This is a genomic window from Caballeronia udeis, from assembly GCF_044909315.1.
In the GTDB taxonomy this organism is placed as follows: domain Bacteria; phylum Pseudomonadota; class Gammaproteobacteria; order Burkholderiales; family Burkholderiaceae; genus Caballeronia; species Caballeronia udeis_A.
Genome location: NZ_JBIYEB010000035.1, coordinates 73,400 through 96,571 on the forward strand (window position 1 = coordinate 73,400; position 23,172 = coordinate 96,571).

The 23,172-nt window shown below is 57.9% G+C and carries 19 protein-coding genes and 1 pseudogene; 10 read left to right on the top strand and 10 right to left on the bottom strand.

Translation table 11 applies throughout. The features are described from left to right. Positions 1-28: 28 nt before the first annotated feature. From ABH944_RS37680 to ABH944_RS37690, 3 genes are all read right to left on the bottom strand, one after another. Positions 29-340 (bottom strand): BufA1 family periplasmic bufferin-type metallophore, encoded by a 312-nt coding sequence (locus ABH944_RS37680; protein WP_097274774.1) that lies wholly within the window; start codon positions 338-340, stop codon positions 29-31. A gap of 657 nt (positions 341-997) precedes the next feature. Beyond that, on the bottom strand, positions 998-1,858 hold the full coding sequence (locus ABH944_RS37685; RefSeq protein WP_404613016.1) for a fumarylacetoacetate hydrolase family protein: 861 nt from the start codon (positions 1,856-1,858) through the stop codon (positions 998-1,000). Between the two features lie 111 nt (positions 1,859-1,969). Next, positions 1,970-2,545 carry an NADPH-dependent FMN reductase gene (locus ABH944_RS37690; protein ID WP_404613018.1) on the bottom strand — a complete coding sequence of 192 codons (576 nt, stop codon included), beginning with the start codon at positions 2,543-2,545 and terminating at the stop codon, positions 1,970-1,972. A 388-nt stretch (positions 2,546-2,933) separates the two neighbouring features. Here ABH944_RS37690 and ABH944_RS37695 point away from each other — a divergent pair, with 388 nt between their 5' ends. The 3 genes from ABH944_RS37695 to ABH944_RS37705 all read left to right on the top strand — a co-directional run bounded on the left by ABH944_RS37695 (position 2,934) and on the right by ABH944_RS37705 (position 6,324). Next, a complete protein-coding gene (locus tag ABH944_RS37695; RefSeq protein ID WP_404613020.1) occupies positions 2,934-4,619 on the top strand; it encodes a CocE/NonD family hydrolase in 1,686 nt (561 codons plus the stop codon). 3 nt (positions 4,620-4,622) lie between these two features. Beyond that, positions 4,623-5,090 carry a cupin domain-containing protein gene (locus tag ABH944_RS37700; RefSeq protein WP_404613022.1) on the top strand — a complete coding sequence of 156 codons (468 nt, stop codon included), beginning with the start codon at positions 4,623-4,625 and terminating at the stop codon, positions 5,088-5,090. A 70-nt stretch (positions 5,091-5,160) separates the two neighbouring features. Then, positions 5,161-6,324 (top strand): FAD-dependent monooxygenase, encoded by a 1,164-nt coding sequence (locus tag ABH944_RS37705; RefSeq protein WP_404613024.1) that lies wholly within the window; start codon positions 5,161-5,163, stop codon positions 6,322-6,324. Positions 6,325-6,339: 15 nt separating this feature from the next. On the opposite strand, the gene ABH944_RS37710 is transcribed toward ABH944_RS37705, so the two are convergent. Then, entirely contained in the window at positions 6,340-7,053 is a 714-nt protein-coding gene (locus ABH944_RS37710) for a TetR/AcrR family transcriptional regulator (protein WP_404613026.1), read from the bottom strand. A gap of 192 nt (positions 7,054-7,245) precedes the next feature. Here ABH944_RS37710 and ABH944_RS37715 point away from each other — a divergent pair, with 192 nt between their 5' ends. The 3 genes from ABH944_RS37715 to ABH944_RS37725 all read left to right on the top strand — a co-directional run bounded on the left by ABH944_RS37715 (position 7,246) and on the right by ABH944_RS37725 (position 10,583). Further along, positions 7,246-8,034: a glutathione S-transferase family protein gene (locus ABH944_RS37715; RefSeq protein WP_404613028.1), complete on the top strand. Its 789-nt coding sequence runs from the start codon at positions 7,246-7,248 to the stop codon at positions 8,032-8,034. A 75-nt stretch (positions 8,035-8,109) separates the two neighbouring features. Next, positions 8,110-9,537, top strand: a complete 1,428-nt coding sequence (locus ABH944_RS37720; RefSeq protein WP_404613030.1) for an MFS transporter — start codon at positions 8,110-8,112, stop codon at positions 9,535-9,537. A gap of 104 nt (positions 9,538-9,641) precedes the next feature. Beyond that, a complete protein-coding gene (locus tag ABH944_RS37725; protein WP_404613032.1) occupies positions 9,642-10,583 on the top strand; it encodes a VOC family protein in 942 nt (313 codons plus the stop codon). 70 nt (positions 10,584-10,653) lie between these two features. Here ABH944_RS37725 and ABH944_RS37730 read toward each other — a convergent pair whose 3' ends face one another. Both ABH944_RS37730 and ABH944_RS37735 read right to left on the bottom strand, forming a co-directional pair. Next, positions 10,654-11,802 (bottom strand): porin, encoded by a 1,149-nt coding sequence (locus tag ABH944_RS37730; protein ID WP_404613034.1) that lies wholly within the window; start codon positions 11,800-11,802, stop codon positions 10,654-10,656. Between the two features lie 439 nt (positions 11,803-12,241). Continuing rightward, positions 12,242-13,258: an AraC family transcriptional regulator gene (locus ABH944_RS37735; protein ID WP_404613036.1), complete on the bottom strand. Its 1,017-nt coding sequence runs from the start codon at positions 13,256-13,258 to the stop codon at positions 12,242-12,244. A 449-nt stretch (positions 13,259-13,707) separates the two neighbouring features. Here ABH944_RS37735 and ABH944_RS37740 point away from each other — a divergent pair, with 449 nt between their 5' ends. Next, positions 13,708-14,454, top strand: a complete 747-nt coding sequence (locus ABH944_RS37740) for an alpha/beta hydrolase (protein WP_404659662.1) — start codon at positions 13,708-13,710, stop codon at positions 14,452-14,454. A gap of 142 nt (positions 14,455-14,596) precedes the next feature. Here the strand turns inward: ABH944_RS37740 and ABH944_RS37745 are convergent, their stop codons facing one another. The 4 genes from ABH944_RS37745 to argE all read right to left on the bottom strand — a co-directional run bounded on the left by ABH944_RS37745 (position 14,597) and on the right by argE (position 19,198). Continuing rightward, entirely contained in the window at positions 14,597-15,835 is a 1,239-nt protein-coding gene (locus ABH944_RS37745) for a dienelactone hydrolase family protein (RefSeq protein WP_404613040.1), read from the bottom strand. A gap of 29 nt (positions 15,836-15,864) precedes the next feature. Then, complete coding sequence (locus tag ABH944_RS37750) at positions 15,865-16,581, bottom strand: SDR family oxidoreductase (protein ID WP_404613042.1); 717 nt, start codon at positions 16,579-16,581, stop codon at positions 15,865-15,867. Between the two features lie 165 nt (positions 16,582-16,746). After that, a complete protein-coding gene (locus ABH944_RS37755; protein WP_404613044.1) occupies positions 16,747-17,847 on the bottom strand; it encodes an aminotransferase class V-fold PLP-dependent enzyme in 1,101 nt (366 codons plus the stop codon). Positions 17,848-18,016: 169 nt separating this feature from the next. After that, positions 18,017-19,198, bottom strand: a complete 1,182-nt coding sequence (argE, locus tag ABH944_RS37760) for an acetylornithine deacetylase (RefSeq protein ID WP_404613046.1) — start codon at positions 19,196-19,198, stop codon at positions 18,017-18,019. Between the two features lie 590 nt (positions 19,199-19,788). Between argE and ABH944_RS37765 the strand changes: the two genes are divergently transcribed. The 3 genes and pseudogenes from ABH944_RS37765 to ABH944_RS37775 all read left to right on the top strand — a co-directional run. Further along, positions 19,789-21,090 carry an MFS transporter gene (locus tag ABH944_RS37765; protein ID WP_404613048.1) on the top strand — a complete coding sequence of 434 codons (1,302 nt, stop codon included), beginning with the start codon at positions 19,789-19,791 and terminating at the stop codon, positions 21,088-21,090. A gap of 126 nt (positions 21,091-21,216) precedes the next feature. Then, on the top strand, positions 21,217-22,278 hold the full coding sequence (locus ABH944_RS37770; RefSeq protein ID WP_404613050.1) for a porin: 1,062 nt from the start codon (positions 21,217-21,219) through the stop codon (positions 22,276-22,278). A 384-nt stretch (positions 22,279-22,662) separates the two neighbouring features. Then, a pseudogene (locus tag ABH944_RS37775) lies at positions 22,663-23,079 on the top strand (PDC sensor domain-containing protein); the annotation flags it as partial. Between the last annotated feature and the right edge of the window lie 93 nt (positions 23,080-23,172).

Consider the following 23,172-nt stretch of genomic DNA (forward strand, 5'->3'; position numbering starts at 1 on the left):
CGCCCCGTTCCTCTTGTCGTTCGCCGGATCAGGACTTCAGCGGGGTGAGCGAGCCATGGCCGCCACCCGGCACTTCGATACTCGCGCAGGTGCCACCCTGAACGAACTTCCACGAGTTACCCTGGAAATCCATCGCGGACGTACCCTGACACGTGGTGCCGGGACCGGCCGCGCAGTCGTTTTGGCCCTTCAGGGCGACGCCGTAGCACTTCTCCTTGTGAGCGGCAACAGCAGCGGCTCCTTCGGCCGGTGTGAGCGGTGCTGCGTGGGCAACCGATGCGAGCAGGCTCGCGACAACGCCAGCGAGCAGGGTGGCACTAACCGTGGTCTTTGATGACATCGAATTTCTCCAGTAGTTGAGATAGAAGGTACCCGTGGTGGGTACGTGATTTAATTCGCGGTCACCGGATGTTCGGTTACACAGGGAAAATAATTTTTTTGCTTGCGACCTGTGGCATGGCGAAATCAGCTTCGGCATTTACCTCGGCCATCATTGGAGAAATCGATCGTGCTAGTGAAGACATCGAAGCGAAGACATCGAGGTGATCAATCAGATGGTGATCAAGATGGATGAAGTCACGCAGTACAGTGCTGCTCTCCTGGAGCTGGCCGTGGCAGGTGTGCATTTTCTTGATGAGCGGACGACCAATCTCAACGCGGCGATGTGCGCGTTCAGGCTTGCGGGGGAGCGGTGGTCTTTGTTGGCAGGAGTCGCCGGCCGTAGCGAACGGCTGCGGACTGGAGAAGCCGCTAGCCGCTCTCGCAGGAAATCAACCGTCGTTTGTTGGGTTGAAAGCGCCGGGCAAGGCGCTATCCAGGATGCAGGAACTCAGAAGGGCATTGGCAACTTAACGAGGGGTGGGGCGGCGCGACGGTGGAGGTGACGAGTATCAGAAGGAGGCAGACAAATTTTGGGCGAGTTCGGCGAATTCACGCCACGCAACGAACCGGGCTGCGAGTTAGCGTTGCTTCAGCGGCAACCCGCGCGGCGAACAGATCACCCTACTGCTTTTTCCACCGTATTCCGCAAGGTACCGATCTTCTCGATCTGGACCTCGCAAATGTCGCCGGCTTTCATAAAAATCGGTGGCGTGCGGGAGAAGCCCACACCAGATGGCGTTCCGGTGGCAATGACATCGCCCGGTTTTAACGGTACGAGTGCCGAAGCATAAGCGATGATTTGCGCGACACTGAAGATCAGGTGGCGGGTATTGCTGTCCTGAAGGATCTTGCCATTGAGTAAAAGCTTGATGTCAAGGCAGCCCGGATCGGGGATCTCGTCTGCCGTGACAAGCCACGGACCGAGGCCACCGGTTTGCCAGAAATTCTTGCCTGAGGTGACCTGGCTCGAATGATATTGCCAGTCGCGCACGCTGCCGTCGTTGAAGCAGGTATATCCGGCGACATGGTTCAATGCGTCGGCTTCGTCGATATAGCGGCCACCTTTCCCAATGACCACAGCCAGTTCTGCTTCGTAGTCGAATTCGTCGGACACTTTCGGTATCTGCAGAGACTGGTCATGCGCGACCAACGATTCCGGAAAACGGGGAAACAGCGATGGGTGCTTCGGTTTCGGGCGTGCGATACCGGCATCCTGAACCTCTTTCAAATGGTCCGCATAGTTGACGCCGACGCAATAGAAATGGGCAGGGTCCGGGATAAGCGGCAGCAAGACTACGTCGGCGAGAGCGTGGTCGGGTTGCGCTTCCTCGAGTTCGGCGGCCGCCGCAAGTTTCCCGGCCTCGAGCAGTTCGCGCAGGCTGTTCACACGCAGCCGCTTGCCGATGTCGACAATGCCGCCATCAACGAGCGCCCCTGGACGGGCGGCGCCTTCGAACTCGTAAGACAGAAGTTTCATGTTATCTCCATTGCGTCGATTGAGGCGACGACTTTGCCGGGACTATCCCGGACGTTTGCCATAGATGCCGATACGCCAGGCACGGTGAACGAGTAGCTGTTACGGAACGGCTCAGGCTTCCTGACCAGCGGCCGTCGTCTTGCCGGCGATATCGCGGAGCAGATCATTTAATCCGTCTGAAATAAATCGTTTGGTTTCCTGATCAATTATCTTGCCGTCCCGTATTTTTTCATGCGCCATGCCGATGACAATCTGCGGACGCAACACAAGCAATGCAGCGTTCGAAAGCAACGTTTCGTTGAGTTGCGCCTGTGCTCTTACGCCTCCCGTGAAGGCCGGCGATGCCGAGAGCGTCAGGACGGCTTTCCCCTTCAGCTTTGATTTTCCGTAGGGTCTGGACGCCCAGTCCAGCGCGTTCTTCAGAACGCCGGACATGCCGTAGTTGTATTCCGGCGTGACGATCACCAGACCTGCCGCGCGTTCAATTGCCTGCCGCAAGGCAGCCACCGGCTGGGGAGGCGATTCGTTATCGAGATCCTGGTTGTACGGGGGCACGGCATCGAGCGGAAAAATTTCGAGTGTGGCGCGGCTCTCAGCGGCATCGGCGATGTTTTGCAGGATCGCCGTGCAGTACGAAGCCCTACGCAAACTTCCCGAGATTCCAAGTAAGACAGGTCGATCAGACATTCCAGGTTCTCCAGTTCTGTTCTCAGCGGATCGTGCAGTCGCCAGTTTATTCCTAATATAAGGAATATTTCAACTGAAATTCGGAGATGTCCCTGGGCGCCGGGTTTCTGTTCACCGGCGAGGCGGTAGTTCCGCAAGGTGGGACAGACAGCAACGTAGCGAGTACCGCCTTGACATATTCCTATTATGGGGAATATATTGCACGAAAGCATCGACGATCGGGGACGTCCACGGTCTGGTTGGATCGTGTGTTCTGGGCCGTCCAGAACCGCGACCGATGGCGTCAGCGTTTCAGTACACAGAGATGGAGATAAGGATGAGGATGACTAAGGAAATAAAGCGGGAAAGAGATGAGTCTGACGACCCGGATCAGCAGAAATCCTACGGCATGATCTTCGAACAGGACATTCCCATTCCCGTAAGCGATGGGCTCGTTCTGCGTGCGAACGTATTCCGTCCGGACGCAGAAGGAAACTTCCCCGTGATCATGGCGCAGGGCGTATACGGCAAGGATCTCCATTTCGAGGACGGCTTCAAGACGCAATGGGACCAGCTGACCGGTGTCTATCCGGAGCTTTGCAGCAACGGTTCGACCGGCAGATACCTGCGCTGGGAAACAGCCGATCCGGAACGGTGGGTTCCGGATGGTTTCGTGATTATCCAGATCGATTCGAGGGGATGCGGGAAGTCGCCTGGCTACCTGGATCCGCGCTCGCCGCGCGAGATCGTGGACTACTACGACGCCATCGAATGGGCGGCCCGGCAGCCCTGGTCGAACGGCAAGATCGGCTTGCTGGGCATTTCCTACTACGCGGTGACGCAGTGGCGCGTCGCGACGCTGAGGCCGCCGCATCTGGCAGCGATCTGCCCTTGGGAGGGTTATACCGACTACTACCGCGACAGCACGCATCACGGCGGCATCCTGAGCAGCGGTTTCGCCAATTACTGGTGGCCAAAGCAATGTCTCGCCGTGCAGCACGGCAACGGCGCTTCACCGCATCGGGAACGAGAGACCGGGAAGCGTGTCACCGGCGAAGAAGAGTTGAGTGAGCAGGAACTCATCGCCAATCGCACCGACTATGTCGCCGACATTCTGCGGCACTCGCTGGATAGCGCCTGGTGGCGGGAACGAACCCCCGTACTGGATCGTATCGAGGTGCCCGTCCTGTCAGCCGGCAACTGGGGTGGCCCCGGCATGCATCTGCGCGGAAACATCGAGGGTTTTCTCGGAACGGGTTCGAGGCAGAAGTGGCTTTCCCTGCACGTCGGCAAGCATTGGGAGGGGTTCTATCTTCCCGAATACGTCGCCATGCAGAAACGCTTCTTCAACCATTTTCTGCGCGATGAGCAGAACGGCTGGCAGAACGAGCCCGAGGTGCGGATCGTTGTCCGAGATCCACGAGGCGACCGGGTGCGCGCAGCGTCGTCGTTCCCACTGCCGGAGACGCAGCCTACGCGCCACTACCTCGACGTCGCGTCGGGCATGCTCTCAACCGATTGTCCCGCAGAGCAGTGCATCGCGATTTTCGACGCGATGGGAGAGGGGCTGAGCTTCACGACGGCACCCTTTGCGGTCGACACTGAATTTACCGGTTTCATTACGGCCCATCTATGGGTGTCTTCTTCGACGGAAGACATGGACCTGTTTGCCGTCTTGCGTATGGTCGATGGGGCTGGCAAGGAGGTCGTCATCAACGGTGCGCACGAAGCGTCCCCGGTGTCGCGCGGATGGTTGCGGGTGTCGCATCGCCGGCTGGATCCACAGCGGAGCAATGCGCTACGTCCCTTCCACGCTCATGACCGGGTCGAGCCGCTGGTACCGGGTGAGTTCTATGAAGTGGACGTCGAGATCTGGCCAACGTCGATGGTTTTTCCGAAGGGCTATCGATTGGTGTTGACCATTATGGGCAAGGATTTCGAGTTCCCCGATATTCCGGGCCGGATCCTGCACAAGCACGAATCTGACCGCGGTGGCGCCACCTTCCAGGGCAGCAGCCGCGTTGTGACCGGCGGAACGCGTGCGTCCTATCTGACGCTTCCCCACATCCCCAGCATTAACGATCGCGAGGAGTAAACGATGCAGATTAGAAGGGTAGTCACCGGGCACAAGCCGAACGGCGAGGCCACGATCCTGATCGATGAACCGTCCAGCGATGTTGTCAGCTTCCGTCCAGGGGCCACGGTCTGCAATATCTGGTCGGCAGCGTTGCCGGCCGATAACGACGACCCGGACGATGGAGCGAAACAGATCGTTGGCACTGCGATGAAAGGGCGTTCGGTCTTCCGTGTCATCGAATATGCCCCGGGTGTTGCGCCGCGCAATCATCGGACCGATTCGATCGACTACGCCATCGTGCTCTCCGGTGAAATCACGATGGAAATCGATCACGAGGCCGTGACGCTGCGCGCGGGAGATGTGCTCGTGCAACGCGGCACGATTCACAACTGGGTCAATCGAGGTGATGCGCCGTGTGTCATTGCCTTTGTCCTGATCGATGCCGCGCCGGTGACGATCGCGGGCGACGCGATGACCGCGGTCGGGTGACGCAACGGGCACCGGTTGCCGGTGCTTTATGAATGAAGATCCTCAGCAGTTGAACACTTTGAAAGGAACTATGATGAAGCCGATTAGGCGGGTGCTGATTGTGGGTGGAGGCATCGGCGGTCTGTCATTGGCCGTCGCATTGGGGCGCCGGGGGATTCAGGCTGAGATCGTCGAGATCAAGTCCGAGCACAAGGTCTACGGTGTGGGCATCATCCAGCCGGGTAATGCATTGCGCGCGTTGAACGGTCTCGGCCTGATGGAGCGTTGTCTCGCTGAAGGGCTTCAGATCGACTACTACGAGATGAACGACAGCGACGGCGGATTTATTGCCAGGATGAAACTGCTGCGGATCGCCAGTCCGGATATCCCGGCCGTCAATGGCCTGCCGCGCATGGCGCTGCACCGCATCCTGACGGAGGCGGCTACCGCCGTGGGCGCGAGGATCCGTCTGGGGTTGAGCGTGCAGGCACTTGAGCAGGCCGGCGACGAGGTGGATGTCACTCTGACCGATGGTTCACGGGAAAAATACGATCTCGTCGTGGGGGCGGACGGTATCCGCTCGCGCATCCGGACGCTGCTATTCGGCGGCCAGTTCGATCCTCAATACACGGGCCATGGTGTCTGGCGTTTTACGACCAGCCGGCCCGCGGAGATCGATCATCAGATCATGTATTTCGGTGTGGGGGTCAAAGCGGGGGTCATGCCGGTCTCCAAGGATCAGATGTATCTCCTGCTGGTCACCAACGAACCCGGCAATCCGCGGTTCGAAACCGATCAGCTTGCGCGCCTGCTGCGCGAACGCCTGCATTCATTTACTGCGCCTCTCGTCAGACAGATCCGCGAACAGATCGAAGACCCGGCACGCGTCATCTATGGTCCGATCGAGGAGGTCATCATTCCATCGCCCTGGTATCGGGGCAGTGTGTTGCTGATCGGCGATGCCGCACATGCTTCCGGTCCGCACGTGTCGCAGGGGGCGACCATGGCGATCGAGGATGCCGTGGTGCTGGCGGAGTTGATCGCGGAGGGTGAGGGCGTGGAGAAAACGCTCGCCAGGTTCATGGAACGCCGCTACGAGCGATGCAAATTCGTGCAGGACATCTCGCACCAGATCGGACAGGACGGCAATCTCGAAGACCCCGTCCTATGCGAACTGCGCAACGAGCGAATGCGCGCTGCCTTCCAGGACCCGCAGCCGCGGCCGCACGAACGGCGCCTCGCGGAGCCGATCTAGCCGCGCTGGAGACGGTTATTTCTTGCGCGCGGTTCGTACTGCTGTCAATGGCTTCTCAGGGATGTCGCTTGCCGCCGCGCCGATCGCGGCGGAGCCCATCACCAGATCGGTGACGAAATCGCAGAATCGGTCCTTGAATGCGGGGGTGTCGACTTCGTTTCCGAACAGCGCTGTGAAGACAGGTTTCGCGCTGAACATGAACTCGCAAATCGCGGCCATCGAAACGTGAACAAACCGCGCGTCCAGTGGATAGGCTTGGCCCGAAGCTTTTTCTCCGCTCAGGAGCACCTGCAATTCGCCGATGGAATGCCGGAACCTGTCGAGCGCGGCATCCCGCTCGGGACCGGTCGTGTTCAGGAGATAGTCGACTACCAGACGATGGAAGTGTGGATTACTGCCGAAAAAATCCAGAAAGATCGAGATGCGCAGCCGCAGGCGATCTCTGATGGACCCATCGCGGACGTTGGAGGCAACGAAGCGATTGCGCAGTTCCTCCGTGATCTCGATGGCGACCACCTTGAGAAGATCCGGCATCTGCCCGAAGTAGTAGCGGATCAGCCGCTTGTCGATACCTGCAAGGAGCGCCACCTGCTGGAACGTAATCTCTCCCGGCGGTACGGTCTTCAGCGTCTCCCGCGTCGCGGCCAGGATGGCTTCCTTGCCGACGGCCCCGGACGTGGACGGGCGGCCCTGGGGGCGTCGAGTCTTTTCAGTTTTTCGAGCTGGCATATCCGGGTGGTTCTTTTCCTGGAGAAGAAGGGTGATCGTACTCGGCGGCACGAAGCACCGCAGGGGAATTATGCCTAATCCGCGATTGGTTTGAGGACGAGGCTGGCGGTACTCGTAGCCGAAGCATATTGACATTTCCTATAATTGGGAATTAAATCACAGGCAGTGTCCGGTGGATAGGAGGGAAAGGCAATGCTCGAGCTTTATCACACGGTGAACTCCGTCTGCGCCCAGAAAGTCAGGATCGAGCTGGCTGAAAAAGACCTGGATTGGGCAAGTCATCAGATGACCTTGCGGGGAGACCAGTTCGAGGAGGCCTATCTCAAGCTTAATCCAAACGGTGTGGTTCCGACGTTGATCCATGACGGACGGCCCGTCATCGAATCGTCTGTCATCCTCTACTATCTGGAAGAGTCCTTTCCTGACGTACGGTTGATGCCGGAAGACCCGATGGCCCGCGTTACCGTGCGTCTGTTCAACAAGTTCATTGACGAGTACGTGCATGACGCGTGCACCGTGCTGACTTTCGCAATCGCATTCCGGACGCGCTTCCAGAAAATGGATCCGGCCAACCGCGAAAGCTATCTGTCGAGCGCGCCGAATCAGAAGCGTTCCGACCACAAGCGCGATGTGATAAGCCACGGACTGGCCTCGGCATTCTGTGTCGAAGCAGTCGGGCATTTCATCAAGCTATTGCAGTGGATCGAGCGCGCAACGCTCGATCATGACTACCTGGCCGGCGACGAATTCTCGCTCGCAGATATCGCGGTCATACCCTACGTGATCCGTCTGGACATGCTGCGCCTCGCGCCAATGTGGCATTCCTGTCCTCATGTGGCGGCATGGTACGAGCGTTTGCGAAGGCGCCCGGCGGTCGAGCGCGCTATCGTCAGCAGCATGACGGCGGCGGATCGGGCGCCGTTCGAAGAGATTTCCGTCAATCCGTGGCCAGACATTGGCCGCATGCTGGGACAAGCTTAGATTCATTCATTGTCGAAATCGACGTTCAATAATAGCTGCCCTCGTCGAAGGGCAGACCCTATCAGGAGGCTTGACGTGTTGACGGTAAAAGCAATTGCTCCCACCGAGGAGCATGCAACCCACTCGCCGGCAACAGCGGCCGATGCCGCTCATGCGGCCACTGCGGCGGAAATTACCGCACGTATCGAGCGGCTGCCGTTCTCCTCCTGGCATGTGCGCCTGGTTGCCGTGGTCGGTATCGCGCATCTGCTCGATGCTTTCGACTCGCTGGCCATTGCGCTCGTCCTGCCCGTACTGATCGAACTCTGGCACTTTTCGCCGGCTCAGGTCGGCCTGGTTTTTTCCATCGGGTATCTCGGACAGATCGCCGGAGCGATCGGCTTGAGCTGGTTGTCGGAACGCTTCGGGCGCCTTCGTGTGCTGCGTCTCGCGCTGGGTATCATGGCCGTCCTGAGCCTGGCGACCGCCTTCGCCGGCAGCTACATGACCTTCGTTATCCTGCGCCTGATCCAGGGGTTGGGACTTGGCGGCGAAGTACCGGTCGCCGCCACCCTGGTCAACGAACTGACTCCGGCCCGTTTTCGCGGCCGCGTTATCAGTTCGTTGCAGAGCATCTTCGCCGCTGGTCTGTTCCTGACGTCATTCGCCGCGGTGTGGCTGATTCCGCAGTTCGGCTGGAAATCGATGTTTTACCTGGGTGCGCTGCCGGGCTTGCTGATCTTTGTGCTTGGCGGCGTGGTCCCGGAATCGCCGCGATGGCTCGCGTTGCGAGGCAGGATCGATGAGGCCACCGCAGCCACGGAGCGTATCGAGACGGCCATATCGAAGCAGGGCACGCGACCCCTTCCGGCGGTCGGCCCGCTTACGCTTCATCCGATGCGGCGGCATGGGCGCTTTGCGGATCTGTTCCGCAACGGCTATGCGGTTCGTACCGTCTGCATCTGGGTCCTGATGTTCTGCATTTCAGCATGTGGCAACGCGCTGATTACCTGGCTGCCGACGATCTACAAGACCGTCTATCACGTCACCCTCGCGAACACGTTCCTGCTGAGTAGTGTGCTGGGTATCGCAGGCCTGGCTGGCGCGATCACGAGCGTTCTCGTGATCGACGGAATCGGCCGTCGCCGCACTTTCATGCTGTCGTTGTTCGGCAGCGCCGTGCCGCTGATCGTCCTCGGGCTGGCCGGGCAAGTGCCGATGCTCGCGGTGGTGTCGTTGCTAACGGTGAGCAACTATCTGCTCGCGATCGGGCTGGGCAGTATCCATACCTATGCCACCGAAATTTATCCGACCCGCATGCGGGCGCTAGGCGCAGGCGCGGCCATGGCATGGCTGCGTATCGCCCAGGTGGTGAGCCCGCTCGTGATTGGAGCACTTCTTAGCCATATCGGCGTTGGCGCGGTGTTTCTCTTCCTTGCAGCGATGGGTTTGATCGGTGGCCTGACGGTGGCCGTTGCCGCGATCGAAACCAAGGGGCGCATTCTCGAAGAAATATCCGTCTGACGCTGTCTTTGCGATAGGACGACCGCTTCGGCGAGCCGGGATCGACCGGTCTTTCAAGTGCTTGAATGGAGATATGAATGGCTATATTAGGTGTGCAAACAGTAGTGTTCGGCGTGGACGATCTGACGCGCTGCACCCAGTTCTTCGATGATTTCGGCCTGGCGAGAGAAGATTCCCATACCGATACCGATATGGTCGAGTACAAACTACGCGAAGGTTCGCACGTGGTTCTGCAGCAGAGTACAGATTCCGCGCTGCCGCTGTCTTTCGGCACGGGCCCGGGCGTCCGGCGGGTTATCTGGGGAGTCGATAACCAGGAAAGTCTCGATGCGATCGAGGCCGACCTGCGCCGCGACCGTGCCGTTGAAAAAGACGCTCATGGCCGGATTTATTGCGTCGACGATGCGGGGTTGTCGATCGGGTTTGGTCTTTTCGAGCGCCAGCCGCTTTTCTCGGACGAGGAATTGGTCAACTCGCCTGGCCGGTCGCTACGCTGGAATCGTCACCGCAAATGGTTCAGGCGCGCGGCGCCTCAGCTCATCCATCACGTCGTATTCGCTTGCCCGGATTACGAGAAGGCAGCCAGGTTCTATCGGGATCGACTTAAATTCCGCGTAACCGATGTTTCGCGTGATCGCGGCATATTTCTTCGAGCCGACGGGCGGTCCGATCATCACAACCTGTTCTGGCTGAAAGACACGCGTGCTCGATTTGTCCACATCTCGTTCGGTGTCGAAAACCTGGATGAGCTTGTGGCCGGCGCGAATCATATGCAGCGGACGGGCTGGACAAGCAACCTGGGGCTGGGCCGACATCGGCTCTCTTCGACGATTTACGCTTACATCAACAATCCCGCAGGCGGTGAGGCTGAATATTCAGCCGATACCGACTGTCTGGACGATCGCTGGCAACCGAGGATCTGGAACCCGCCGTTTGCAAACCAGCATTGGGTTGCGAATTTACCGGAGTTTCTGATCAAGCCGCCCGAGGAAGATATGAGGCTGTTGGCCGAGATCGATCCCGAGCTGGCCAGCATTCCGGAGTAGCCAGGAAGTTTGCTTCGGGACGTCCAGTGCTTCCGAAGAATGGCGTAAGCAGTCATTCTTCGGAAGTCGGCTAAAACATATGACGGACCCCAAGCATGCTGCCCACCTGACTCATACCCTTGCCAGGCGTGGACGCTCCGCCGCCGCTGACGGAATAGGCGGCAAGAGCGCTGTTCTGCAGAAAGGCCAGCTGTGCATACACTGCCGTACGGGTCGACAAAAAGTAGGTGGCGCGAGCCACTTCCATGGTCGCTCGCGTATCCTGCTGTCGATCGATAATCCGTTGCAGCATCGCGTCGAAAGACAGCGCCGGCGACATCTGGTACTCCGCCTCCAGTGCGTATTGATTCGATGTAACGGTGGGTGTTGTCGTCGAGGCCGAGTTCACACGACGGTTCAGCCATACCGCGCCGAAGGTGAACTTGCCCACCTTTGCATAGCCGTCCAGCACGAGACGCGAGTCCCGGTTGCCGCTGCTGGTCAAAGCGACGGGTGTCAGGCCATTGAACAGGCTGGCTGCAGCACCCGGACCACCATTCTGACGGTCATAGCTCACAGCGGTGCCCCAGTTGCTGGTGTCGTATTTCAGCAGGAGCGACCATTCCCGGCATGCTGCCGCATTACCGGGAATACTACCTGCACACGTTCCTTCTCCGGGCGTATTGAACCCATTTGCAGGTGACGCATCCCGGCCGAATGAATAGCTTGCGCCGGCGGTCAGGCCTCCAACATGCTTCTGATAGACGACCGTGTTGTCGCTGCGGGGATTCGCAATCCATGCATCGAGCGAGGCCAGTCCATAGATGTTGGTACCGATGAGATCGGCGGGCTGCAGCGACCAGAACAGCATTGAATATTGCCGGCCGAAGGTCAACGCACCGAGTGGACCGTCGATCCCGACAAAGGCTTGACGACCGAACAACCGGCCGCCCTGATTGAGGCTGCCAGTGCCGTCTGCAAAACCGCTTTCGAGCGTGAACACGGTGTTGTAGCCGTTGCCGAGCGGCTCCGTGCCTCTTATGCCCCACCGCGACGGCAGCTCACCCGTGGTGCCTGGCATTCGCACGAGCGAGCCGCCCGTCGGGTTCGCATGATTCACATATTCAATGCCTGTATCGATGATCCCGTATAGCGTGACACTCTGGGCACGGGCCGCACTACACCATGTTGATGCGAGCGCGGCTACGAGAACGCCGGAGATCGCTGTGATCCGATTCATGCCTGTCTCCAATGTATATTTTAATAGTGCTGGTTAATGTAAAGCAGTCCGAAAGTATCTCGTCCGAACATCTTTCAACTTTCGGCCTTTTCGGGTTTACCTTGGTGCGTGGTAGGCCGCCGGTGCTTTCTCTATCGGAAAACTGGCAGCAGATGCAATGACGGATCGCGCGACCGAAGCGCCAGACATCGGTTGCTCAATCTGGCCTCGTGCACAAAGCCGTGCTTCGCATCACGAACTCGATTGCATGGATGAAATTTATATTCCCACAATGGGGAATTGTCAATTGACTGCGGGGGAAGGATTTCCCTTAGAAGCTGCACGAGGTGGTATGGACACCGATACGCCAGGCGCGGCGAACGGATAGCAGCAGCTGTTGATACCAAGCCGCTGAGCGGGATCAATGCTTTGAATCAGCCGTTTTGGATGCCAGCCGGGGTCAGCGTTGCCGCCTTTTCTGGGTCTCGCTTGGCAGCTCATTGAAGCGCGCAAAATAATACGCGGAGAAGCGCCCGAGATGCCCGAATCCGAACGCGAGCGCGGTGTCCGTGACGCTCGCTGTGGGGGCGATCAGCAGACGTGCCCGGGCGGCATCGAGGCGCATGTTGCGAAGCAATTCCATGGGCGTAACCCCATGGGAGCGATGGCACATCACGTTGAGCGTACGAAAGCTGACGCCCGCCGCCCGTGCGAGATCTTCCAGCGATATCGGCGCACAAAGTCGTGACCCGATATATTCAAGCATGGCATCCATCGGCCTGATGCCACCGGCGTGCAGTCTGGAATCGCTCGACGTGCCGTGAGAGTACGCGGGTAAGCGCGCGACCCGCGACATGGACGGCGGGAGTTGATGGGCGAACAGGAACAGCGCCAGATTACGTTCGAAGTGATCGAGCCATTCCGCCCGTATTCCGGGCTCGCCGGACATCGACAAAATGTTAAGCAACGACTGCACCATCAGGTTCCATTGTGAGCCGAGGTGCTGCGGAAGGAGAAGGCCCGGCATGAGGCTGACGGCCTCGTCCCCGACTTGCCTGGACACCTGCTTGATGAGTGAATCGGGAATTCGGACGATCAGCTGTTGTGTGCCTGGCATCCAGCGGAGCCGGACGTGATGTTTGGGAGCGAGCATTGCTGTGCGGCCTTCGGAAACGGTCATGACGTGTCCGTCGCACTCGAATTCTGCACTCCCTGAGAGGGAGGTATGCAGCAGGGTGAAACCCTCAAACGGGCGGGGCGTGACTTCCACTTCAGCGCCGTACCGCAACTCAAATATCTTCAGTTGATGCAATTCTCTCTTGAATAGCACGGTATCCGGTGCGCCGCGTTTCCAGTGCAGCACATGATCGGTGAATTCCCGTGTGACATATTCGTGCGCTTCCACCTGCTGGTCCGACCGGAACAGGCAGTTCTGGTACAGCGCCTCAAGTATCTCGGTCTTGGGGGACAACGACATACGATCTCCACTGTGTCTTGAACTCCAGGAGCTGCCCACACGGTCTGGAATGTCCGGCCGCTATCTCTGAATTTGCATACAAGGCGCCTGCCCAGATCATAAGGTTCGGGCGCGAACTTGTCATGGATTCTGCAAATAACGGATAGTTCAGGTCACTGGCCAAGCACTATCCGGATAGTGGAACCTGTTACGTGTCCCTAAACTCCTAGGGTCGCCAGACGGAGACAACGGCCGCATGTAATCGCTGATCGGCGAGTCAATATGCGGTCTATGTCAAAAGATGCACTCAATCCGGGCGATAAATCCAACCCTTCCCTCGATCAAACTACAGACGCCCGATTGACCTGGGCGGAGGTAATTTGTGAGGAGCATGCGCGTCCCTTCACCCTTTTTAGATGAGGAACACAATGCAAGTGAATTCTTTCTCCTCCTGGCGCTCCCTTCTTGGCGTGCTGACCTTCAGCTCCCTGGCGTTCGGTGTCATGGAGCAAAGCGCTGCTGTTGCCGCCGAGCCTGTCAAAAACGTGGTGCTCGTTCACGGCGGCTTCGTCGACGGTGGCGGCTGGGAAGCGATCTACAAACTCTTGAAGGCCAAAGGATTCAATGTCAGCGTCGTCCAGAATCCCACGATCTCGTTCGCCGCCGACGTGGCTGCAACGAGAGCCGTGGTGGACGCGCAAAATGGCCCCGTGGTCCTGGTGGGCCATTCATACGGTGGAGCAGTCATCACGGAAGCCGGCAACGATCCCAAGGTCTCGCGTCTTGTCTACATCGCAGCGTTCGCCCCGGACAAAGGCGAATCCGTTCAGAAGCTTATCGCCAACCCCGCTCCTGGCGCTCCGGTTCCCCCCATCCTGCCGCCGGTCAATGGCTTCCTGATGCTGGACCCGGCGAAGTTCGCGGAGGCGTTCGCGGGCGACGTGAAGCCTGAACGTGCCGCCTTCCTGGCGAACGCCCAGGTGCCATGGGGCGTGGAGGCTCTGGGTGGTGAAATCACTTCGGCTGCCTGGCGTTCGAAGCCGAGCTGGTATCTGGTAACCACCCACGACAAGATGATTCCGCCGGACGCCCAGCGCGCGATGGCCGCGCGCGCAGGCGCCGCGGTCGTTGAAACGCCGGGCAGCCATGCCGTGTACGAGTCGAGGCCCGTTGACGTTGCAGCGATCATCGAGAAGGCCGCCTCGTCGACAAAGTAAGCACAGCACGCACGTTGCAGTAAGCCCTTCGACCGTGGCGTCGAAGGGCGTCATACCGTGTCGGAGCTTGCCGCAACTGAGCCGGGCCGTCGCGGGTGCAACGCGCACAGGTATCTGCGGCACGCCAACCCGCACTGGAAGATCAGACTGGCTTTCCCTCGCTCGACCGCCAGTTCGGCATTAACGTATTCGTCGGCAAGGTTTCATCGACCATTTTCTTCGCGGTCTGAATGCCCGCGACCGGCAAGCCTGTCGGATCGAGCACGCCGATCTGCACCAGCACCGACGCCTGGTCCCAGTAGATATGCTCGTTGTAGAGCTTGTCGCCGCGAAAACAGATCACTGCGAGCATGGGTACTTCGAAGTATTTTCCGGTCGGTTGCAGCCCTGGCAATAACCAGTCGATCTCGCGATCGTGCGTGGCGCAGAATATGAATTCGTCGACCACACGATCCGCGCCGATCGTCCGGGACACGGGGATCAAACGCGTATCGGCGGGATTTGAATCGACGAAATGGTATTTGTAGAAACGCTTGAGCCGGTCATGGCCTACGCCGCCGGTCATGGTGGGGACATGGTTGACGTAAGGCTGGGCCACCATGGTCGGCATGACGGCGTTGACGTCACGCGTGCCGAATTCGTAGTAACAGTGCATCTCCCACAACTGATTGAGATCGTGCACGGGCCCGAGCACCTTGCGCAGCATCGCCATGGTCCTTGAGTACGCCATCATGGCTGCGGGTTTGTTGAAGTGTTCGCGCCCGGGCGTCGCGAATGCGTGATCGCAATCTGGATACACGTAATGTTCGATTAGCGGGTTGGATGCAAGAGCGGCCTGAATTTTCTCGCGCGTTGCGGGCGGGGTAAACGCGTCGTTCGCGGCGAACTGAAACACCATCGGGCACGTGATAGCGGGTATTTCATCAACGTACTTATCCAGGCCCACGCCGTAGTAACTCACCGCGCAATCCACGTTCGTGCGGGCCGCTGCCAGCATGGCGAGACGTCCGCCAAGGCAGTAGCCGATCGTGCCGACCTTGCCCGCCTGCTCCGGCAATGCGCGGAGTGCGGCAAGCGTCGCGGTGACATCACTGAGCGCTTTGTCCTCGTCGAGTTTCTCGTTGTAGCGGAGGGCTTCCTTGAAATCCGCCTCGCCGTAGCCAAGCACCACGTCCGGCTTCATGCGCCAGAACAGGTCCGGAACCAGGACCACATAACCTTCCTCCGCATAGCGGTCGGCCATCGATTTCATGTAGGGGTTGATGCCGAAAATCTCTTGCAGCAACACGAGGCCGGGTCCCGACCCTTGCGCCGGTTTCGCGAGATAAGCCGCGAACGCGCCGCCGTCCTGCGCCGCGACTTCAATGTACTGACCGCTCATGATGTCTCCGCTCCAATCGAATCCAGCATTCAAAGAAAACCGGCAAAACGCGTCTGTACCGCCAGCCGGTCCGTAGCCAAGCCAGCAGCAATATCCCGTGCCATCGCGCCGACAAGCACTTCGTCCGGACCATCCGCGAGTGCTGCATATACGGCATCGACGACCTCGTCAACCGACAGCTTGGGCGGCGGAAAGTCGCGGCTCATATCAGTATCGATAGCACCGGGCAAGACGGCCAGCACGCGTACATCATGCGCCGCGAGTTCCGCCCGCAAGCATTCAGTCATCCGCAGCGCAGCCGCTTTCGACGCGCACAGCGACCCCATGGCCGGCAATGCCACGCGCGCGAGAATTGACAGCATGTTGACAACCGCGCCGCGGTTTCTGATCAGCACCGGCGTGAATGCGCGGCACATGCTCAGCGTGCCGAAATAGTTCACCTCCATCTCGGCGCGCGCCGCGCTTGCCTCGCGTGGGTGGATGGCACGCTCGACATGGTTGATGCCGGCGTTATTGATCAGCAGCGTGACATCACTCGCCTGGCCTGCGGCTTTTGCAACCTGTTCGGAATCCGTAATGTCGAGCGCGATCGGGACGATCCGCGAGTCGCCCGGCGCCAGTGCTGCGCAATCGCGCGCGGCGGCATACACCTTGTGCGCGCCGCGCTCGAGCAGGCTTGTGACAAAGCGCGCGCCTACACCGCGATTGGCACCCGATACCAAGGCGATCGAATTTTCAATCAGCATTGAGTTTTTCCATTTCAGGTCGAGCCAGACCCTTCGATGTTTCCAGGTGCCGTTTTTTAATCTTGCGGCGCTGCATCGGGGAACGGGGCCGAGCGAGGTGACTTAAAGTCTTAAAGATTATTGAAACGACGGCCGGGCCGCCGCATTAGGGGGCGCATTTGACTTTTACTTCGGAAGCGCACGGGCCAGACGTTCAATGCCATCATCCGAGGTGCTGAAGCCAGGGGAGAGCCGCAGGCTTCGCCCGCGCGAGTCGACAACAATCTGGTGCGCCGCCAGCGTTTTTACGACATGTTGTACGTCGAGGTGCGAAGGCACATCCGCCATAACGCTTCCACCTCGTTGCGTGTCGTCGCGTGGGGACACAAGCCGATAACCCTTCTCGTCGACGATTTCGATGATGCGGTGACAGAGCTCGAGATTCTGATTTCGCAGCGCTCCGGGCGGCTGCCCCATTACCCAATCGAAGCCCGGAGCCGAGGCGATAAAAGGCAGGACAGATGGCGTTCCAGTATCGAAACGACGCGCGTCGGGCGCATATGAAAATCGTTCAATATCCCAGTTGAAGGGGTCCTCCTGGCTAAACCATCCGCGCACGGCGGGAGTCATGCCACCACCGTTCAGGAGGGCGGGTGCCACGTAACCCAGTCCGGCGCCTGGAACCCCACACAGCCATTTTAAGCTCGTTGAACATGCAAAGTCGCAGTTCGAAGCGCGAACGTCAAATGGAATAATCCCCGCGCCTTGCGTGAGGTCTACAGCGACCAAGCTCCCGACGCTGCGAGCGTGAGCAGACAGTGCATTCAGGTCGGCCCGTTTAGATGTCAACGACGATACCCAGGTGACAACGGCTAACGCTACATCTGCTCCCCAGCACGCTGTGAAATCGTCGTCGCGCACATACGCTTCTCCCTCTCTCAACGGCACGGTTACAAGGGTGAAGCCATACCGATCGGCAAGCCCGCTCAAAAGAAAATGCAAGCTCGGGAAACAATCGGCAGCAACCAGAACCTTTCGTCCGTTCAGGGTGCGTTCGCCGAGCCCGTCCACAAAGCGCGCGAACGCATCCGTCACGCTGGACGCCGCAAAAACGTGAGCTGAATCGACCCCGATCAGATTCGCCCATCTGGAAAGCAGCGCGGATCGAGCACCAAGCGCCGTATCCCATCGGCGATCGTTTGGCGCACACCAGTCGGATGCGAAACGTACGAGCACCTCCGAGATCGCTTCCTTTTGTCCAGGAAACACACCTACCGAGTGATACATGAGCCAGCCGGAAAAATCGCCACGTTCTTGCGATAAGACGTGTGAAGTTTTATCTGATTCGGTTGCTGTAGGCATGGTGTTGAATAGGTTGACTAGTGTGATGACACTTAGGCGCCTCGCTGTCGACGCGGCACGCTCCGATGATGCCTTGCGCGGGGATGTGAATGCTTCATCGACCCTGGGTCGTCAACGTAGCGACGACCTGCTTAATGAATCGTTCGCATAAAGCGAGTTGTTCAAGGCTGACGAATTCGTCAGCCTTATGAGCGTTGTTGATAGATCCCGGACCGCATACGATGCTCGGAACTCCCGCCGTCTGAAAAAAAGACGCCTCAGTGCCATAAGCGACCTTCTCCGGACGCGAGTTTCCTAACAAGGCACCCGCCAGGCGCTGCAGTTCTGTGTTTTCATCTGCATCGAGTGCTGGAATATTTCCGATGCACTCAAACTCTATTGCCGCGGCATCGCTCTGTGCCTTCATTCGCGGCAGGACACGTTCCATCGCGTATGACTCGATCGCCGAAATGAAACGATCGGGATCAACACCCGGCAGGAAGCGGTACTCGAACGAAAATTCGCACTCGGCCGGAACGATGTTCTGACCGTTACCACCCGCAATGGTATTTGTCGATATTGTCGAGAATGGCACATCGAAATCTTCGATGCGACGACCGCTTTCCATTTCCTCGTCAGCCAAGTCCTGAATGCGCGCGATAAGTCTTGAGGCGTACTCGATTGCGTTTACCCCTTTAGGGGTCAACGACGAGTGCGCTGCGCATCCGGTCAACTTGCATCTATAGATACGGCCACCCTTATGGGCGGCAACCACGCGCATCTCCGTAGGTTCTCCGACGATGCAACCAGTTGGTTTGATGCCCGCGTCGCGCATGTCAGCGAGCAGCCCAGGGATACCCAGGCAGCCGGCCTCTTCGTCGTAGCTCAATGCCAGGTGTACGGGTTCGCGCAGATTTGAACGGCCGAAGAGCGACGCTTGCGCCAACGCAGTTCCTATAAAACCCTTCATGTCGCATGCGCCGCGTCCGAAAAGATAACCTTCTCGCAGGTCGGCTTTGAACGGATCGCTGCTCCAGCGTTGACCGTCGACCGGCACAACGTCAGTGTGTCCGGAAAAAACGATTCCTCCAGGGCCTTCGCCGAAGGTGGCGAAGAGATTCGCTTTGGAGCGATCGGTGTTGTAGTCGAACCTCAACGATGCGCCAGCCGCGCGAAGCTTTTCGGCGGCCCACTCGATGAGCAGCAAATTGGAGTTACGGCTGACCGTGTCGAAGCCTATGAGTGTCGAAACACTTTCGACCGTTTCTTTCGATGGCGCGATAGCCATATCGGACATGAAATCTTCCAAGTTCGTTGCCGTCAGATACCGGTAGCGTCGTTTCGCTCGAGGGTCGGGTCGACACGGAATCGACGCACCACGTTGCAAAGGCGGTGAGATCCGGTTGTGGTGCAGACTGTCTCTCGCAAGCTTAAACGACGATTTGATCAATTTATGAATTCAAGTGAAACCAGTTTAGATGGCGCCGATGCTTCATGTCAAGGTGTACTTTCGGGGCCGTGTTCTCTCTATCAATCGTGAGATAAGTAACTGAAAATAATGAAGTTAGGCACTTATATAAGGTTCATATCCTAAACTTTTTCGTTTAGTGCTTGACGCCGATAAATTTGGCTACGTACATTTGAATTCAATTGGTTTCAGTTGGTTGAGAGGCAATTTCGGCTACTGCAGGCAAGTCGCCGGACCAGTAGGTTTGGGCTGCATTCGGCTAATGCGTGCAGGAGGCGTTCCCGATTCAGTCAATTGGAACTGCTTGATGGCTCCCCGGGCTCCCCGGGCCGCCGCTATTGTTACGAACGGACTCCGACGGCATGGCAAGCCATCGGAGGCCCGCCAACGCACATGATGCAATAAGGATTGTTGAGGAAATGAAAACACAATCGCTGTCCGAGCTCGTCGAGAAACACGCAGACGACGCTCTCTTTCAGAGGCTTACCTGGCATTTGCTGCCAGTTCTTTTCGTTAGCTATGTTGTTGCATACATTGATCGTGTGAACGTTGGATTTGCCAAGTTGCAGATGCTTGATGACCTGCACTTTTCAGCGTCAGTCTATGGACTGGGATCTGGAATTTTCTTCCTCGGGTTCCTCTTGTTCGAGATACCAAGCAATCTAATACTGTATCGTGTCGGTGCTCGGCCGTGGCTTACCAGAATCATGTTGACTTGGGGAATTATCTCCGTGTTGACCATGTTCGTTCGAACTCCAAATCAGTTTTACATCGCGCGATTTCTTCTCGGCGTTGCGGAGGCGGGTTTCCTGCCTGGCGTTGTCTACTACCTCTCACAATGGTTTCCGCAAGATAGGCAAGGTCGTGTCATTTCAATGCTTGTCACGGCAGCAGCGCTCGGTGGCGTGCTTGTTGGCCCCTTATCGGGTTGGATCATGAGTTATTTCTCTGATTCTGAAAGGCTGCACAATTGGCAATGGCTGTTTCTGCTGCAAGGCATTCCGGCGTTGATGGTGGCGTTGGTGCTTTGGGTAACCCTTCCTGATAGCCCAACCAACGTCCGTTGGTTGTCTTCGGAAGAGAAAAAGCGCTTGGTGTCGCTAGTGGGAGATGCGCAACGGCATCTCCCACGGAAAGATAAAATTCGTGAGGTGCTGTTCGAATCAAATGTCTGGCTTCTGGCATTGACGCTGCTGGCCGTGAATCTCGGCATCTATGCGGTGATTTTCTGGACTCCGACAATTATTAGAGATGCAGGTGTTAGTAGCTTGAGTAATATCGGCTATATCTCAGCATTTCCATACGTCGGCTCGGCTCTAGCAATGCTGCTGCTTGGAAGAAGCTCTGACTATTTTGAAGAGCGGCGTTGGCATATCGCCGTCACCTGCGTAGTCGGCGCGTTGGGCCTGGTCTTGACGACGATAGCAAATGGCCCGGAGATCCGAATAGCAGGTGTCATCGTAGCCACATCTGCATTCATTGGAAGTACGCCTTTGGTTTGGGCGATGAGTGGAAACTTCATGAGCGGCAGAGCTGCCGCGACAGGCCTTGCGTTAATCAACGCGGTCGCTGCATTAGGCGGCCTCGTAGGGCCTTACGTGATGGGTATCGCCAAAGATCTTACGGGTAGCACAACCTCCGCCGTACTTGCCATTGCCGCCATCGCCATGATGGGGAGCTTTTGTGTCCTGAAACTCCCCGCGACCGGAAAACACTCTTAAAAATCTACTCAGCCGCTCAGCGGGAATTTACGCAACAACTTCACGATACGCACCGAAAATCTAAAGGGGGAAACCATGACACGGACTAGAAGCAGAGAAATTAAATACAAGCGGATCACGTCGCGGATGGCGATCGGCCTGTCTGCGCTTGCAGGACTGACTAGCGCAGCCTTCGGACAAAGCAGCGTCACCTTGTATGGCATTGTCGATGCTGGCGTGACATGGAACAGCAATGCAGGTGGCAAGACTGTCACCTTACTCGACACGGGTGTGATGCAGGGCAACCGTCTAGGTTTTCGCGGGTCAGAGGATCTCGGCGGCGGAACGAAGGCGATTTTCGCGATCGAGAGTGGCTTTAATCTCGGCACCGGTGCACTCGGTCAGGGCGGATTGGGCTTTGGCCGCATGACCTGGGTAGGGCTTTCCGATAAGCGGTTGGGCACGATAACGCTTGGTCGTCAGTATGACTTTATGTACGACTCGCTCGGCGGCTACAACACGCCGACCTGGTCGGCCGGCGGATACAGTAACAACCCGCTCGATAACGATCGACTAAGCGGCCAGCGCGTGAACAACGCCGTCAAGTATGTGACATCCAGCTATGCGGGCTTCACTTTGGGTGCAATGGTGGGATTCTCCAACCTTGCCGGCCAGTTCAACGGTACGGGGCGAACTTACAGTTTCAGCGCAAATTACGTCAACGGGCCGTTGAGTGTCGGTACGGCGTACACGGACATCAGCGGCCAGACTCTCGACATTTCTCCTCTTGTTGGTTCGTCAACGCCTGTGCTGCTGGGCGGCAATTTCGCCCGCACTTTTGGCGCGGGTGGTACATACAAGATTCTGTCAAGCGTGACCACGTACGCGCTCTATACGCAGTCGATTTTCCGCGGGGCTGCTGCGACGGCAGACGGCACGTTCCGCAACTATGAGGGCGGCGTCGCGTGGCTCTACAACGCAGCGTGGAATTTCGGGTTTGGCTACACATTGACGACGCTGAATGGCAATAAGTATCACCAAGGCAACCTCACCGCCGATTATTTCCTGTCAAAACGCACCGACGTGTACGTGGAATCCATTTTTCAGCACGCCGTGGGCGATACGGCGCATGCCGATATCATCAGCATGGCCGGCTCATCCGACCGTAATCAGTTACTGCTGCGGATCGGCATGCGCCACCGTTTTTAAATGTTTGTCTATTTAGTTAAGGACTACTTTTTATGGAAAATAAAAGCACTTTAGTTGCGATGACTGACTGATGTCACTCGGTTGGCATGCTTTCAGGCCAGCAGAACGCCGTGCGTGCGGCGCTTGATACGTTCATGTCCCCAGTTGTACCGGCCACACCGGGTCCGGTGGGGATACCGTCTGCGGGCGCGGCAACACGCGCTTGATGATTGGCCGACGCGAATTGGCGCGCGTGAAAATGTGAACAGAACCTGGTTCCGCTTGGTGCTCGTACGAACTTGAGTGCGTCATGCGAACGTTATTCGCGCCGCAATACCTGAACGAACCGGCATTACGCCGCACGCGGTTTTGCAGTCGTTCGTTTTCCTTTACACAGGCGTAGCCATGTTCTTCACCATTCGCGCACGTATCCTCGCTGCATGTCTCGCTCTCGTCGTCTTCGCGCTTGTCGCCAATACCTTGATCAATTACTTCGTCTCGAAGTCGTACAACGATGACGCAATCGACCGCAGCCTGAGCTCAATTGCAAGCAGCCATGCCATCGCGATCGGCGACTGGGTCGCATCGAAGAACCGGATGATTGCATCGCTGCAGGACGCAGTGATGTCGCGAGATCCGATACCGGCACTCAGGTTGGTCGCCGCGGCAGGTGGCTTTAACGACGTCTGCGTTGGCTACGCGGACAAGACCATGAGGTGCGCTAGTGTTACCGCTATACCCCCCGGCTACGATTCGACCAGCCGCCCCTGGTACATACTTGCCGCGCAAGCCGGTACGCCGGTAGTCACACCGCCTTATCTATTGATATTTCCGTAAAACATGACAACCAATCGTAGTCCTGCGCGTTATATCTTCAACGAACTGTCTGGAGGTATGGGGCATGGTCAAGAGAGG

Excerpts from the sequence above, each read along its gene's own strand:
- ABH944_RS37755 (WP_404613044.1), bottom strand. The coding sequence starts at position 17,847 with ATGTATCACTCGGTAGGTGTGTTTCCTGGACAAAAGGAAGCGATCTCG.
- ABH944_RS37695 (WP_404613020.1), top strand. The coding sequence starts at position 2,934 with ATGATCTTCGAACAGGACATTCCCATTCCCGTAAGCGATGGGCTCGTT.
- ABH944_RS37685 (WP_404613016.1), bottom strand. The coding sequence starts at position 1,858 with ATGAAACTTCTGTCTTACGAGTTCGAAGGCGCCGCCCGTCCAGGGGCG.
- ABH944_RS37700 (WP_404613022.1), top strand. The coding sequence starts at position 4,623 with ATGCAGATTAGAAGGGTAGTCACCGGGCACAAGCCGAACGGCGAGGCC.
- ABH944_RS37710 (WP_404613026.1), bottom strand. The coding sequence starts at position 7,053 with ATGCCAGCTCGAAAAACTGAAAAGACTCGACGCCCCCAGGGCCGCCCG.
- argE (WP_404613046.1), bottom strand. The coding sequence starts at position 19,198 with ATGTCCGATATGGCTATCGCGCCATCGAAAGAAACGGTCGAAAGTGTT.
- ABH944_RS37680 (WP_097274774.1), bottom strand. The coding sequence starts at position 340 with ATGTCATCAAAGACCACGGTTAGTGCCACCCTGCTCGCTGGCGTTGTC.
- ABH944_RS37705 (WP_404613024.1), top strand. The coding sequence starts at position 5,161 with ATGATGAAGCCGATTAGGCGGGTGCTGATTGTGGGTGGAGGCATCGGC.
- ABH944_RS37765 (WP_404613048.1), top strand. The coding sequence starts at position 19,789 with ATGAAAACACAATCGCTGTCCGAGCTCGTCGAGAAACACGCAGACGAC.
- ABH944_RS37735 (WP_404613036.1), bottom strand. The coding sequence starts at position 13,258 with ATGTCGTTGTCCCCCAAGACCGAGATACTTGAGGCGCTGTACCAGAAC.
- ABH944_RS37745 (WP_404613040.1), bottom strand. The coding sequence starts at position 15,835 with ATGAGCGGTCAGTACATTGAAGTCGCGGCGCAGGACGGCGGCGCGTTC.
- ABH944_RS37715 (WP_404613028.1), top strand. The coding sequence starts at position 7,246 with ATGCTCGAGCTTTATCACACGGTGAACTCCGTCTGCGCCCAGAAAGTC.
- ABH944_RS37770 (WP_404613050.1), top strand. The coding sequence starts at position 21,217 with ATGGCGATCGGCCTGTCTGCGCTTGCAGGACTGACTAGCGCAGCCTTC.
- ABH944_RS37730 (WP_404613034.1), bottom strand. The coding sequence starts at position 11,802 with ATGAATCGGATCACAGCGATCTCCGGCGTTCTCGTAGCCGCGCTCGCA.
- ABH944_RS37690 (WP_404613018.1), bottom strand. The coding sequence starts at position 2,545 with ATGTCTGATCGACCTGTCTTACTTGGAATCTCGGGAAGTTTGCGTAGG.
- ABH944_RS37750 (WP_404613042.1), bottom strand. The coding sequence starts at position 16,581 with ATGCTGATTGAAAATTCGATCGCCTTGGTATCGGGTGCCAATCGCGGT.